Consider the following 13,279-nt stretch of genomic DNA (forward strand, 5'->3'; position numbering starts at 1 on the left):
CATCGACAGGAGATCGTGATGCAATCGCCCAATGAGGAACAGGCTGAATACTGGGGCAAGTCCGAATCCGGGGCCAAGTGGCTGACATTTGAAGATCAGCTTGATCATCTAATGGCACCGGTTCTGAACCTTGTGCTGGAACGGGCCGGGCTTCAACCGGGCATGCGGGTTCTGGACATAGGCTGCGGTACGGGCATTAGCGCGCTGTCTGCCGCGCAGGCCGTTGGGTCCCAGGGGCAAGTTCTTGCAGCAGATATATCGGAGCCCTTTCTAAAACGCGCCAAGGCTCGCGCTGCGTTAGAGGGGCTGGACAACATCAGCTTCCAATACGCTGACGCGCAGACTTTTGAATTTGATTCCAATCGGATGGACGCTGCGATTTCGCGGTTTGGCGTAATGTTCTTTCAAGACACTGTCGCTGCGTTTGCCAACATCGCCCGCGCTCTTAAACCCGGAGGGCAAATGACCTTCGCCGCGTGGGGTCCGCTGGACGTGAACCCATGGTTCAAAATTCCGCATATTGCAGCCGTCAAGCGGTTGGGGCAGCCGCCACGCGTGGATCGCTATGCCCCCGGGCCACTGGCGTTTCACGATCTGGATCACGTTTCGGGTAAATTGGAACAGGCCGGGCTTATGGACGTGAAAGCCGATGCCGTAGCTCTGTCACTACCCGGTGTTGGAGGCCTTGAGGGCATGTCATCTTTGTGCACCCGCGTCGGGCCAGCAGCCCGCGTGATCGCGCATTTCGAGGGCACTGCACAAGACGCACAGGCAATTCAAAAAGATGTCCATCAAGAGTTTCGGCAATTTCTGTCTGGGACGGATATACACATCCCGGCAGTCATAAACCTGTATCAAGCGCGGCGAAATGAGTGATTGGGGCGGGAAGAACCTACCCCAACAAAGCCACATTCGTACGCAGATTTTTCTTTAAAGCCGCTCAGCCGGTGATGACTGCGCGGCTTTCCGACATTTCAACCATTTCGACAGCCTTGTTTATCAGGAACAAAGCTTCCATCTTGGTTTGAGCTTTCAGCATGACTTCTTCGCTAACCAGAAAGCCTACTGACCCCCCTGTAGCGGTGTCGCCGGAGATCTCTTTCAGCGCTTCTGGGATTGGCGTAACTAACCCATCTGCGCTTAGATCGCTTTCACTGTCGTAGATCATCAAGAATACGCCATTGCCCCAATAAGTCGCCACTCTGCGTCCTTCCTGATTTGCCGAAAGAAGAGCAGCTCCAGCCAACGACATCGCATTCCGAAACTCGTTTATCGAACCGGAACGGTAAATTCGTTCAGCGTTAGCGCATTTTACGGCAACGACTTTTGCCGCCATGGAATGCATCGTTGAAAGCTGAATGACGTAATTCTCGAATTCGGCGAACCCAATGAATCCGGGCAAGTCTCCGAAACATTGCGGGTCACTGAGACGGACATCTGGATTAATGTCTGACTCCAAATCCCAGTCTGCGTCCGCTTCGAGCACTTCGATTGCAGCTCGGCGTTCAGCAGCCATTCTATATGCATCAGAAAGCCGCTTCTTCAGATCAGAAAACTCAAACGGCTTTGTCACATAGTCCGTAGCACCAGCTTCGAAAGCCTCGTCAATGTACTCTTTCTGCACCATGGCAGTTACCATGATAATAGGTGTGTATGTGAGATCCGGAAGTTTCCGGGCTTCTTCGCACAAGGTAATGCCGTTCATATTCGGCATCTGAACATCCAGCAGCAAACAGTCGAACACTTCGTCGGGTTTCTGCAAGATTTCCAGGGCCTCCCGACCACTACGGGCGGTGACGACATCATTGTATCCAAAAGATTCCAGAACTTTTTCCAGCAGCTCAAGGATGCTCGGGTCGTCGTCAACAGCAAGTATACGCATAACTTCTCACCAACCTCTTGCACCAAACCAACCATTGGGCATTGCAGACCAAGTGCAACGATTGGCTGGTGCGTAAAACACTCAGGATTGATTAAGCATGTCTCAAGAAGGCGGCAAAACGGTGACCTAAGATAGGCTTCCTTATGTCTGTGCTTCTTTTTCAATCGACACAAACTTTCTTTCGTGACTGCTCACCTCAAGAAAGAGTTTAAAAATGTTATTTCACGCCAAATAGCCAATGGTTCAGTCGGCACGATGGCCCGCTGAGGCTTGCCATCAAAAGTTCTGAATTCGCCTACCTCTAATACAACCTGAACGCACTGCTCACTAGTTGCCTCTTCTTTTCAAGATCTTGCCAGAAACTAGGTGAAGATCGAGATCTTTGACAGAAACGAAAAGGTCCGAACACATCCAGAGACGGTAAACTAACTACCAACTAATCCACTTAAGGGAGGAAAATAAGACACACATGTTCAGGATTCCATAAAAATACCGCAATGGGTTGTAGACTATCAAAGTTGAATCTTGCCATAAGTGTGTCAAAATACGAGCTAAACATGGACCGACCACTCAGGTTTCAACAAGAATACCCGGCACTGGATACATTTTCGGAATTGAATCCCGCCGACAACACCGCAGGCGCTCCGACCTCGTCGGCGCGTCATGAATTCTGTGCCACTCCCTATTCGCCAATAGCCCAAAATGAACTTGGCAATATTCGCGCGGCAACGCTGAGCTTTCGCAATATTTCCGACTATGGGCCGCTTCTCTCAAAGTACCTGGAAACCAGAAAGTCGATATTTATTGATCAACTCAGGTGGCAGGTCGGAGAAGCCGATGGTATGGAATTCGACCAATACGACACCCCGGCTTGTCGATGGGTAATTTTACATGAATTCGGAGAAGTAATAGGTGGCGTCCGGCTTGTGCCTAGCACGGCAAAATGCGGGGTCTATAGCTATATGCTCCGGGACGCTCAGCGCGGAATTCTCGACGGATTGCCGACTGATGTTCTGTTTTTCAACGCTCCGGTAGATCCGGAGATATGGGAGGCATCCCGATTCTTCGTGGTAAAGGGTGTCGAGGCTTCGCGCAGGCTGTTGGTCCAGCAGGAATTATTTCACCAAATGACGGTAGTAGCACGAGAAGGCGGCGCATCCACCATACTTGGAATTGTTCCATCAGTCTGGGCGCGGTGGTCACGGCGACTGGGTGTCAATGCCACTCCTGTTGGTGAAAAATTCTCTATCGACGGAACAATAAGTCAGTCGGTTTTGTTCAACATTTACAACCGAGTCGAATAATTTTTCACCCTGCACCAAAGCTTCCGCTTTATGTCTCTTGTGGTATGGTGAGCGTCACTTAACACCTAAAAACCTATCGAATTGAATAGTTTTATAACGGCTTTCCGACGCTTATCACGGCACTCGTTTCCTCTGCTGATCGCATCTGAACAGCTGTAATAAACCGGATATATTGTGCATGTTTTCTCACCAATACTAAATCAGCACCGATATTGTCTCGCTCACGGCGAATCAATAATTGCTGATAAGCTGACATTAAGGCCGTTAGAGACAAACAAAGGTCAAGAAATTACCTCTTTTTCTAATGGTTTTTTCTCATTTTGCCGCTGTTTCGTCCCAGTCGCCACATAGGCTGACACCGTTACGATAATATCGGCGGTTCACCAGTTATGAGACATTCCACTTTCGAAAACGACCGGTTTCAGAGCAAACTTGAGCTCCGTGCACAAAGAAACACGGCACTGAATGTTTTGGCCGTGGATGATGAACCCAGTATTCTTGAATTGCTCCAATCGGCCCTTCCGGAACTTGAAAACTGCAATGTGACTGTTGCTCGTTCGGCAAATGAAGCACTTCGACATATTGAATCAACGCAATCTCCGTTCGACTGCCTGCTTCTAGATATTCAGATGCCGGGAACGTCGGGGATCCAACTGCTGAAGCAAATCAGGCAAACGCCGGACAATCTGGAAACGCCCGTGATAATGCTGACTGCAATGGACGACAGGACGAATATCGAACAAGCCTTTCTGGAAGGTGCGTTCGACTATATTACCAAGCCATTCAACTTTTTTGAGCTTCGCAGCAGAATGAATGCCGCTCATCTTATGATGATGGAGCGGAAAAAGGCGCAAAACTCGTCCGCGTCTATAAAGCACCTTCGTGAAGAACTGGACTATAACCAGCAATTCAATTTTGAAGACCCCTTATCGATCGACGGGCAGGAACAATGCCTGGGCTATGTCGAATTCGACAATTATGTCCATCAGTTGTCACGGGGCCGCCGCTTTGAATCTTGGGTAACGGCGATCAAACTGAGGGATGCCGAGTATCGCTTTGAACTAAGGAATTTTGGCGCATTTCGCAGAGCGATTTTCGACATAGGACATTGCCTCGAAAAAGCATGCAAAGCTTCAGGTGGAATTTATTCCTATCGAGGCAGCGGCCTCTTTCTCGTGGTGTCGCATGGACGAGAGCATACCCGCAACCTTCCAACAGAGGCCTTTCTCAACCAGGAACTGGGGTCAGTTCGCAGCAATCGTTGCGCGTCTGCGCATCTCAGTATGGTCAAAAGCCCCTCGGTTTCGATGCGTTCAATTACCAAGGCTGGTTCGCTTGGCGCATTGAAAAAGGCAATTGAGAAAGTGAACACCCGAGAGATAAACCTCAGAAAAGGTATCGTCACGGTTGCACCTACATATTCCGAGCAAAGCAACACGGCCAATGATCGTCTGTTCGATACGGTAATGCGAGAAATGTACGGCGATCAAACCTACCTCGGTCGCCGCTAGCATACATTGTCACGCCGGTGACTTGCCCATCAGATAGGCGTAGAAACTGCTCTCTTAAACACCCACAGGTGCACGTTCGGCGTTAAGGATGAGCGGACCGCTTGTGCGCATCGTAAACGTCAAAATCGGTTCAGGCATCGGCGCCTCAGTAAACGAAAAGTTAATGCGACGCAGAACCGAGGCCATCAAGACCGAGATTTCCGTTTCAGCATACTGAGCCCCGATGCAGATTCTCGGCCCATCGCCAAACGGGATGTATTGGCCACGTGGCAACGAAGAGCCCAAAAACCGTTCTGGGCGGTAGTGCTCAGGAGAGTCCCACAGTTTTTCGTTTCTGTGCAGAGAGTAGACCGGGAAGAATAAGGCATCGCCGTTTTTGATCTCGACGCCTTTAATTTCTACGTCTGCTGATGCGTCCCGGGCAAAAAATGCGGCAGAAGGGTAAAGGCGCAGTGTCTCTTTTATATGCGCTCGCAAGAGAGGCATTGCTTCCAGATCCGCGAATCCGACCGGGCCTTCTGGGCGAACAGACCGTATTTCTTGCCGTATCCTGGCTTGCATATCCTGGTTCAACGCCAACAGGTAGTACCCCCAAGCCAGCGCATTTGCAGAAGTTTCATGACCAGCAACAACGAAGGTCAAAAGATTGTCGACTGTCGTCTCTTCATCCTCGAAATCGGTTTTAAGGGCCTCAATCATGAAATCCAGGAAGTCCTGCGGCTCGCTTCTGTTTTCGGACCGGCGATGATCAATAACCTGCCGGGCAAGATCGCGCATAGTTGTGACCGGAGCCAGACTGCTGAACCACTTCTTACGCGGCAGCCATTTTGGCAAACCCATAAGGTCGAACAGGGACAAATCGGAGATATACTCAAAATATTTGATCAGCCCGACACGTATCTGTTCTGAACTGACTTCTTTGTTCCCCGAAAAGATCACCCTCGAGATATTCGTCAGCGTCGATGCAGGTGCAATCTGCGCAACATCTACTGGCCCTTCGTGTTCAGCCAGAGAGTCAGCGACTTCAGCCCCGGTTTCCGCAAAATGACGGGCGAGAATCGGAAGGTTTCTGGCGGCAAACAATGGAGAATACCTGCGCCTCTGCTGACGCCACTTTTCCCCCTCGGAAAGTATCAATCCATTGCCGACAGCTGATCCGATAATGTCTTTAGTAAACTTGGCCTTAGGAAACGAACGGCCCTGCCCCACTAGCAACTCGGTTATCATTTCCGGGTCGCAAATGTAATGTATGTTCAGGGGCCCGCGAACATAGGTTTCCCGCAGGGTCTCGGCAGGTATAACTTCCAACATGTTACGGCCAGCTGATCGTGCAAACTGAAGCAGCGTCACCGGCTTTTCCGCAAGCCTTGCTGACACAGGAGCAACGTCGAACTGCCTAAACTTCGTCATTTCAACTACGGTCAACCCCCGACCCTTCTAAGAATTTCTGCCCTTGTCCGGTTACATTAAGATAGAAAAATCTCTACTTCGCAACGAGATCGCCGAAATTGGACGCCCTACCAAGCATTTGCGCAACAAAGCCCCTTATTCCTATAAAAGGAGGCTTGGTCGTGTCCCTGAACAATTGGAAAGAGTTTTCAGGGATTAGCGCCAAACTGTGAACTAAATTCAGACCAATTAAGTCCTCATTGTGCCGGTATTAGTACCCTATCGAGAGCAATGAAGACCTTTTGATGACAGCCATCGACGCAACACTGCCGAACCGGGAAACTTCTGAAACAGAAAACCGGCTTCTGCAAAACATAATCGATTACACTGCCATGAGTTTTGCGCTCTTGTGGCAGCGGCAGGCTATTTACCTGGCGACAACAATTCTGACCGGATTCTTTTTTGATCCATTAAATGCGTTGCTGTTTTATGGGACGATCCTGATTTGCGAAGTGCAGGATTTGATGCTGGCCAAGCGGGTGCCGCGGCTGAAGCCTGATCAGCACAAAGCCGTTGCCGCGATGGTCGTCTGGATTCTGTTGAATACGCTTCTCAGTTCGGCTGCGATCTGCCTATACGTAATTTCAGTAGCCTTTGAACAGCCCACTGGCGGGCACTTCACCCCACTGTTCTTCTTATTTGCTGCGGCGTTGTTTGCAGCAATGAACAATCACCAATTCGTCTGGGCGATGGTTGTCCGCCTGACAATGTATGGCGTGTCGTTCATGGTGATTGTCGTAAAGGACATCTGGGTCGAACGCCCCGAGCTTTCATCTGAACTTTGGCTGCACTTCTTTACGGTCATTTTCGTGATGTACTTTCTGATCGACTGCTCGATGGTTTTTCTTAAACTTTATCGTAGGAATTTGGAGCACCTCGAAAAGCTCAAGGCCGAACATGAAAGAACCAAGGCAGCCTACATAGCGAAAACACAGTTCATTTCGACGGTTAGTCATGAATTGCGAACACCTCTGACATCTATCAAGGGCTCGCTCGACCTGATTAATACTGGCGCAATGGGCGATGTCCCGGAATCGATACAAAGCCTTATTCACTTGGCAGGCAAAAACAGCGAACGCCTTGCGTCACTGATTAATGATGTGCTGGACATACAAAAAATGGAAGCCGGCGAAATGAGCTATCATGAAGGTACTATTGATGTTCGTGCTCTGGTTCAGGAGGCTATATCCTGCAATCTCGGATATGTCAGTGCTCACAACGTAGAAATTGCTGAGGACATACGGGGTAACGAGGATCTGTTCGTAAAAGGCGACGCGTCGCGTCTTCTGCAAGTGTTGGCAAACATGATTTCCAACGCGGCCAAGTTTTCTTTTGACGGCGGCGAGGTTACGGTCGGCTGCGAGAAACTCGGTGAAAATGTGCGCATTTTCGTTAAGGACCAGGGTATCGGGATACCCGAAGGGTGCCATGACAAAGTGTTCGATCGCTTTTCACAGATTGACTCATCTGACGAACGCCATGTGGGTGGTACCGGGCTTGGAATGCATATTTCTAAGGAAATCGTGGAACATTTTGGCGGCGCCATTGACTATCATAGCAAGCTAGGAGAAGGCACCGAGTTTTATATCGAACTCCCTGCTATGACAGACTTTGAAGCTGTCACCAGCGGTAGAGGCAGTGCCCAACAGGCTTGCTGACAAGCCTTTTGAGAAAAGCACTAGGCAAACTTGTTCCTCGCCTCAGACACGCACTTCATTTCACTCGTCAGCAGAGTTCAATGATCCAATACACAGTGTCACAGCCAGGGGGTGTTTGCCCCTTGTCGGAACGCGAATTCCAAAAGTAAATGCCGTTCCGACCTTTCGATCGGAACGGCACACTCGTTACCAGATACACATCCGAAGATGCGGAGAATCCACATCTTTCGGTTTACAAAACCACCCAGTTAAAGATGGCAAACTCATAGTACCGACTGTAGAAGATTATCCATCGAAGCGCGGAGGAATTACTTTACTTTGGGCAATTCAGCCAATTTGAGTAACGTTATTTAGAAACAGAGCCATTTAACACCGTCGAATTGTTTACGTTTTCAAATGCCATTATCGATTCGACACATCACACTGGCGATTTCCGGAACAACAGGGCTGTCTTTTGAGGTGGACCACCTCTAAGGCTTGTTCTAAGGACAATCCGCCTCATCAGCCGAAATTGAAGGCTAGAATGAACAATTTTCCAGACAACAGTTATTAGGATTTTGGAGCGGGTAGCGGGAATCGAACCCGCGCGTTCAGCTTGGGAAGCTGACAGGCTACCATTACATCATACCCGCCGCGTTAGGCTGGATAGCACCCTGCCCTAAGCGACTTCAAGCGCTTTTGGCAGCCATCTGAGCCCTTCCCTGTTCAGCTAGCTCGAGCAAACCTGCCAACGTCCTTTGGCGGAGTTTGGCCGTTGTCAAAAGAAAAGGCCGGGCAAAAGCCCGGCCTGTTCAAACCTGTGAACGCGGATCAGGCGCGGCGACGGCGGCCACCACCGCGGCGACCACCAGCGGCACCGGCGGCACCCGCCTCGTCCGGCGCTTTGTTGAACCTGATCCACTCACCGCCATGCGCGTCGTTGTTGGTCAGCAAGTTGGCGGCGCGAATGGCTTCCATTTCCTTACCGGCGCGCGGTTTAGTCGAGCCCAGGCCGAACATCTGAACGAAGGCCTCGTCGTCCATGCCCTCTGGCAGGATGATTCCGGCTGCGGCAACGGCCTCTTTCTTCTCGGCAATCTTCTTCTGCGTCACTGGCAGTGCCACCGGGTTCATGATCGCTGACGTCATGCCCGCGCCCATCGCCATCGGCAGGAACGCATTGTTGATGCCATGACGGTTCGGCAGACCGAACGAGATGTTGGAGGCGCCACAGGTGGTGTTCACGCCCAGCTCCTCGCGCAGACGACGCACCAGTGCGAACACCTGCTGACCAGCGGTTGCCATCGCGCCGATGGGCATAACCAGTGGGTCAACAACGATGTCATGTGCCGGGATGCCGAAATCAGCAGCGCGCTCAACAATCTTCTTGGCGACGTCAAAGCGGACATCAGGATCTTCGGAAATACCGGTGTCATCGTTCGAGATCGCCACAACCGGCACGTTGTATTTCTTGACCAGCGGCAGAACCAGTTCCAGACGCTCTTCTTCGCCGGTGACCGAGTTCAGAAGCGGACGACCATGAGCGGCCTCAAGACCAGCTTCCAGAGCACCGGGAACCGACGAGTCGATACACAGCGGAACTTCGACCAGACCTTGAACCAACTCGACGATCTTGCGCATCAGCGGCGGCTCAGTCTCGTTCGGGTTGGGGTTCGAGTTGTAGACAACACCCGCGTTGATATCCAGAACGGTGGCACCTGCCGCAACCTGAGCGATGGCGTCTTTCTCGACGGTCGAGAAATCGCCCGCTTCCAGTTCAGCAGCCAGTTTCTTGCGGCCGGTCGGATTGATCCGCTCGCCGATCACGCAAAACGGTTCATCAAAGCCCAGGACGGCGGTTTTTGTTTTTGATTCTACGACTGTACGGGTCATGTCCGTTCCTTAGGAGTTTACAGGCTTTGCCGAAGCGCCGCCGTTGTTGATCGCCCAGTTGGCGTTGGTTTTGATACCGCCAAGCGGGAAGAAGTGCACGTTGGTGATATTGAAATCCGGGTTGGCCGCTTTGTGGTTGGCCAACTCGGTGATCACGTCAGTGGGCTCATAGGGCAGCAGCAGCTTGGACACATCCATAGCACGCTTTTGCAGAACCTTCAGCGATGGGCCCACACCGCAGGCGATAGCAAATTTAATCAGAGTCTGCAGCTTGGCTGGACCCGCGATCCCGATGTGAACCGGCAGGTCGATGCCCGCTTCTTTCAGGCTGTCGGCCCAAGCAATGATCGGTTTCGCGTCGAATGCGAACTGCGTCGCCAGCGCCATTTCGGCGTCGGTTGTTTCGCTGAACTTCTGCTTCCAGCGCAACGCATCATCAACATTTTTGGACGAACCGTCGGGGTCAATGTCTTTGTTGCCTTCAGGGTGGCCAGCGACATGCAGACGCTTGAATCCTGCCTTGTCGAACAGACCTGTCTCCAGCAACTGCATCGAGCTGTCGAAATCACCATGTGGGTTCGCAACGCCACCAGCCAGCAGCAGCGCCTGATCGACGCCCGCCTCGCCCTGGTACATCGAAATCCAGTTTTCCAGCGTAGCCGCATCCTTGATGATACGCGCCGGGAAGTGCGGCATTACAGGATAGCCTTCGGCCGCGATCCGCTTTGCAGTCTTGACCATATCCTCGATGGGTGTGCCTTCGATATGGGCGATGTAGACCCGGGTGCCTTCGGGCAACAGTGCGCGGAAATCCTCGACCTTTTCGGCGGTGCGCGGCATCACCTCAATCGAATAGCCTTGCAAAAAGGCTTCGACGGTCGGGTTTACAGGGCCGCTTTCGACCGCATCACGTTTTTTGAAGTTCAGCAAAGCCATTTACGGCCTCCCATAGCTATCTCGGGCTTACGCCCAACCGTCATTGGCGATCAGGGTCTTGATGCGTTCCTGATCGTATTCTGTTTCCAGACGCACAGCCTCGGCCTCGGCAATCTCGGACGGGTCGCCCTCGACAGCAAAGGGTTCGGCTTTGCGCCATTCGGCCAGATAGGCATCGCTGTCCTTGGCATTCACCTTCATGGCAGCACGGTCGATCGCTTGTTCAAACCGTTCCTCCAACTGCCGCTTGGCGCCACGGCGGCCTTTGCCGACGATGACCTGAGCGGGAATGTCGCGCCAGTATACGATGGTGACGTCAGGCATTGCTGTGATTCCTCCTAACCCGATGGGCCGGTTCTAAACTTCAATATGGGCTTAGGTCGGTCGATTTTCGACACAAGGCGTATTTCAAGCGACCTTTTTGCCCACGATGGGATACAGGGCTTGTACTGAACTTTCACGTAAACGCGCACATCAAAATACTCATCACTTTAATGAGCGTCTTGCACGAACCAATTGGCCGACCTATGGTCGGGGTAACTCGATAATCGGAGGGCGTTGAAGATGGCGCCCAAGCGTCCCAAAGGTGCGGGCGCGTTCCCGAAGGCGGTCGAAAGCCCCGCGCCGGCAAGACCCGATCCGGATGCGCTGTATGCAGCGCTGGATTTGGGAACAAATAGCTGCCGCATGTTGATAGCGCAGCCCAAGGGCAGCGGGTTTCATGTGGTAGACAGCTTCTCCAAGTCCGTGCAATTGGGCGCGGGTCTGGAACGGACCGGACGGCTGTCTAGGTCCTCGATGGCGCGTACCGTACAGGCGCTCCGAATCTGCCAGCAAAAGCTGAAACGCAATAAGGTCAAACGGATGCGTCTGATTGCGACCGAGGCGTGTCGGCGGGCAAAAAATTCTCGCGATTTCATCCGGCAGGTGAAACGCGAAACCGGCCTAACCCTTGAGATCATCCAGCCCGAAGAAGAGGCGCGCCTGGCCGTGATCTCTTGTGCACCACTGGTTTCGACGAAAACCGAACAGTTGCTGGTGGTGGACATTGGCGGCGGCTCGACCGAATTGGTGTGGATAGATATCTCATCAGTTCCCCGCCGAGACCGCCCGGCCGCAATCATGCGCCTGCATAATGGGTTTCACACCGCCGACAGCCCTTTCCCGGCTGCCAAGGTTGTGGATTGGATCAGCGTCCCTCTGGGCGTCGCGACCCTACGCGATCAGTTCCACGATGTTGAGGATGACTCGGCCCGTTTTGCACTGATGAGCTGGTTCTTTGAGGAAAATCTGGCCGACTTCGCCCCCTACAAAGATGAACAGGCTCGCGAAGGGTTTCAGATCGTTGGCACCAGCGGCACTGTGACAACGGTGGCCGCCTCGCATTTGGGGTTGAAGCGTTATGACCGAACCAAAGTGGACGGCCTGCGCATGACCAGCGATCAGATTGACAAAGTCATACGGGGATACTTAGAACTCGGCCCACTGGGGCGGCGGCGAGATCCGCGTATCGGCGATGACCGGCAGGCCCTGATCATGTCCGGCTCGGCCATTTTGCAGGCTTTGTTACGCTGCTGGCCCACTGACCGTCTTTCCGTGGCGGACCGTGGGCTGCGCGAAGGTCTGCTTTATGCTCAAATGAGTGCGGACGGCGTATTGGAAGACGGACCGTTCTGATGGCGAAGACACCGACTGGCAAAAACACCTCGGGTCGCGGGCAGCGCGACCTGAAGGTCAAAGTTAAGACTGCACGTGGGCGCAAGCTCAGCTCGACCCGATGGCTCGAACGGCAGTTGAATGATCCATATGTAAAGCGTGCGCAGGCCGAAGGGTATCGCGGACGGGCTGCGTACAAGATTCTTGAGCTGGACGACAAGTTCCGTTTTCTGGTTCCAGGCGCGCGCGTGGTTGATCTGGGTTGTGCACCGGGCGGTTGGTGTCAGGTGGCCGTCAAACGTGTCAACGCATTGGGCGAAAGGTCGGGCAAACGGGTCGGCACTGTTCTGGGCGTTGATCTGCAAGAGGTCGAGCCCGTTGCAGGCGCGGAAACTCACGTTCTGGATTTCATGGAAGACGACGCCGACCAAAAGGTCAAAGACTGGCTGGGCGGCAAGGCGGATGTGGTGATGTCGGATATGGCTGCAGCCTCATCGGGGCATAAGCAAACCGACCACCTGCGTATCATGGCGCTGTGTGAAACAGCCGCGTATTTTGCCTTCGATGTGTTGGAAGAAGGCGGCACTTTTGTCGCCAAGGTTCTGGCCGGGGGCGCCGAAGGTGATTTGCAGAAATTGTTGAAGCAAAAGTTTGAAAAGGTGGCGAATGTAAAACCACCGGCATCGCGTTCAGACAGTTCCGAGAAGTTTGTCGTGGCAACCGGCTTCCGTGGCTGACGTCAGTCGTCCAGCGAAAACTGATCGACTGTCAAAACCTGCTCGCGTAGCGACGACGCCGCCGCGTTTTGCAACAACAGCGCCTGACCGTGCTTAATGTATTCCGGCTTCTTCGTCCGCAAATCTGCGATCCGCTGGCTTAACGACAGGGGGCGCTGCAACTGCGATGTGTGGACAGGTTTCTCGAACATGGATCACCTATAGTCTGGGTGGGTTAACCCCCTGACCCACCAGTAGCCGGTGAATTTGCCGTTATCATGGCCCAATGCGGGCC

At 52.7% G+C, this 13,279-nt stretch carries 12 protein-coding genes and 1 tRNA gene; 6 read left to right on the forward strand and 7 right to left on the reverse strand.

Annotation, left to right across the window (positions count from 1 at the left end):
* Window positions 1-18 precede the first annotated feature (18 nt).
* A complete protein-coding gene (locus ACR0IY_RS02760) occupies window positions 19-876 on the forward strand; it encodes a class I SAM-dependent methyltransferase (RefSeq protein WP_480670320.1) in 858 nt (285 codons plus the stop codon).
* 64 nt (window positions 877-940) lie between these two features.
* Here ACR0IY_RS02760 and ACR0IY_RS02765 read toward each other — a convergent pair whose 3' ends face one another.
* Entirely contained in the window at window positions 941-1,882 is a 942-nt protein-coding gene (locus ACR0IY_RS02765; protein ID WP_480670321.1) for a response regulator, read from the reverse strand.
* A 557-nt stretch (window positions 1,883-2,439) separates the two neighbouring features.
* On the opposite strand from ACR0IY_RS02765, the gene ACR0IY_RS02770 reads away from it, so the two are divergent.
* Together ACR0IY_RS02770 and ACR0IY_RS02775 are read left to right on the forward strand one after the other, a co-directional pair.
* On the forward strand, window positions 2,440-3,186 hold the full coding sequence (locus tag ACR0IY_RS02770; protein WP_480670322.1) for an acyl-homoserine-lactone synthase: 747 nt from the start codon (window positions 2,440-2,442) through the stop codon (window positions 3,184-3,186).
* A 389-nt stretch (window positions 3,187-3,575) separates the two neighbouring features.
* Window positions 3,576-4,697: a response regulator gene (locus tag ACR0IY_RS02775; RefSeq protein ID WP_480670323.1), complete on the forward strand. Its 1,122-nt coding sequence runs from the start codon at window positions 3,576-3,578 to the stop codon at window positions 4,695-4,697.
* Between the two features lie 54 nt (window positions 4,698-4,751).
* Here the strand turns inward: ACR0IY_RS02775 and ACR0IY_RS02780 are convergent, their stop codons facing one another.
* Entirely contained in the window at window positions 4,752-6,047 is a 1,296-nt protein-coding gene (locus ACR0IY_RS02780) for a cytochrome P450 (protein ID WP_480670324.1), read from the reverse strand.
* Between the two features lie 344 nt (window positions 6,048-6,391).
* Here ACR0IY_RS02780 and ACR0IY_RS02785 point away from each other — a divergent pair, with 344 nt between their 5' ends.
* Window positions 6,392-7,804 carry a sensor histidine kinase gene (locus ACR0IY_RS02785; RefSeq protein WP_480670325.1) on the forward strand — a complete coding sequence of 471 codons (1,413 nt, stop codon included), beginning with the start codon at window positions 6,392-6,394 and terminating at the stop codon, window positions 7,802-7,804.
* Window positions 7,805-8,362: 558 nt separating this feature from the next.
* Here ACR0IY_RS02785 and ACR0IY_RS02790 read toward each other — a convergent pair.
* From ACR0IY_RS02790 to ACR0IY_RS02805, 4 genes are all read right to left on the reverse strand, one after another.
* Window positions 8,363-8,436 (reverse strand) — tRNA-Gly (locus ACR0IY_RS02790).
* A 178-nt stretch (window positions 8,437-8,614) separates the two neighbouring features.
* The gene (locus ACR0IY_RS02795) at window positions 8,615-9,676 is read right to left on the reverse strand and encodes a methyltetrahydrofolate cobalamin methyltransferase (RefSeq protein ID WP_480670326.1); all 1,062 of its coding nucleotides are present in this window, start codon (window positions 9,674-9,676) and stop codon (window positions 8,615-8,617) included.
* 9 nt (window positions 9,677-9,685) lie between these two features.
* A complete protein-coding gene (locus ACR0IY_RS02800) occupies window positions 9,686-10,612 on the reverse strand; it encodes a methylenetetrahydrofolate reductase (protein WP_480670327.1) in 927 nt (308 codons plus the stop codon).
* Between the two features lie 27 nt (window positions 10,613-10,639).
* The gene (locus ACR0IY_RS02805) at window positions 10,640-10,936 is read right to left on the reverse strand and encodes a virulence factor (RefSeq protein WP_480670328.1); all 297 of its coding nucleotides are present in this window, start codon (window positions 10,934-10,936) and stop codon (window positions 10,640-10,642) included.
* A gap of 240 nt (window positions 10,937-11,176) precedes the next feature.
* Between ACR0IY_RS02805 and ACR0IY_RS02810 the strand changes: the two genes are divergently transcribed.
* Window positions 11,177-12,289, forward strand: a complete 1,113-nt coding sequence (locus tag ACR0IY_RS02810; RefSeq protein WP_480670329.1) for a Ppx/GppA phosphatase family protein — start codon at window positions 11,177-11,179, stop codon at window positions 12,287-12,289.
* Window positions 12,289-13,005, forward strand: a complete 717-nt coding sequence (locus ACR0IY_RS02815; protein ID WP_480670330.1) for an RlmE family RNA methyltransferase — start codon at window positions 12,289-12,291, stop codon at window positions 13,003-13,005. The genes ACR0IY_RS02810 and ACR0IY_RS02815 overlap by 1 nt, the downstream gene beginning before the upstream one ends.
* Before the next feature lie 2 nt (window positions 13,006-13,007).
* Here the strand turns inward: ACR0IY_RS02815 and ACR0IY_RS02820 are convergent, their stop codons facing one another.
* Window positions 13,008-13,196: a hypothetical protein gene (locus ACR0IY_RS02820; RefSeq protein ID WP_480670331.1), complete on the reverse strand. Its 189-nt coding sequence runs from the start codon at window positions 13,194-13,196 to the stop codon at window positions 13,008-13,010.
* Between the last annotated feature and the right edge of the window lie 83 nt (window positions 13,197-13,279).

The sequence above is a fragment of the Ruegeria sp. BC1 genome (assembly GCF_056539305.1).

What these genes read in the sequence shown, in the direction of transcription:
- ACR0IY_RS02760 (WP_480670320.1), top strand. Translation starts at nt 19, where the DNA reads ATGCAATCGCCCAATGAGGAACAGGCTGAATACTGGGGCAAGTCCGAA.
- ACR0IY_RS02765 (WP_480670321.1), bottom strand. Translation starts at nt 1,882, where the DNA reads ATGCGTATACTTGCTGTTGACGACGACCCGAGCATCCTTGAGCTGCTG.
- ACR0IY_RS02770 (WP_480670322.1), top strand. Translation starts at nt 2,440, where the DNA reads ATGGACCGACCACTCAGGTTTCAACAAGAATACCCGGCACTGGATACA.
- ACR0IY_RS02775 (WP_480670323.1), top strand. Translation starts at nt 3,576, where the DNA reads ATGAGACATTCCACTTTCGAAAACGACCGGTTTCAGAGCAAACTTGAG.
- ACR0IY_RS02785 (WP_480670325.1), top strand. Translation starts at nt 6,392, where the DNA reads ATGACAGCCATCGACGCAACACTGCCGAACCGGGAAACTTCTGAAACA.
- ACR0IY_RS02795 (WP_480670326.1), bottom strand. Translation starts at nt 9,676, where the DNA reads ATGACCCGTACAGTCGTAGAATCAAAAACAAAAACCGCCGTCCTGGGC.
- ACR0IY_RS02800 (WP_480670327.1), bottom strand. Translation starts at nt 10,612, where the DNA reads ATGGCTTTGCTGAACTTCAAAAAACGTGATGCGGTCGAAAGCGGCCCT.
- ACR0IY_RS02805 (WP_480670328.1), bottom strand. Translation starts at nt 10,936, where the DNA reads ATGCCTGACGTCACCATCGTATACTGGCGCGACATTCCCGCTCAGGTC.
- ACR0IY_RS02810 (WP_480670329.1), top strand. Translation starts at nt 11,177, where the DNA reads ATGGCGCCCAAGCGTCCCAAAGGTGCGGGCGCGTTCCCGAAGGCGGTC.
- ACR0IY_RS02815 (WP_480670330.1), top strand. Translation starts at nt 12,289, where the DNA reads ATGGCGAAGACACCGACTGGCAAAAACACCTCGGGTCGCGGGCAGCGC.
- ACR0IY_RS02820 (WP_480670331.1), bottom strand. Translation starts at nt 13,196, where the DNA reads ATGTTCGAGAAACCTGTCCACACATCGCAGTTGCAGCGCCCCCTGTCG.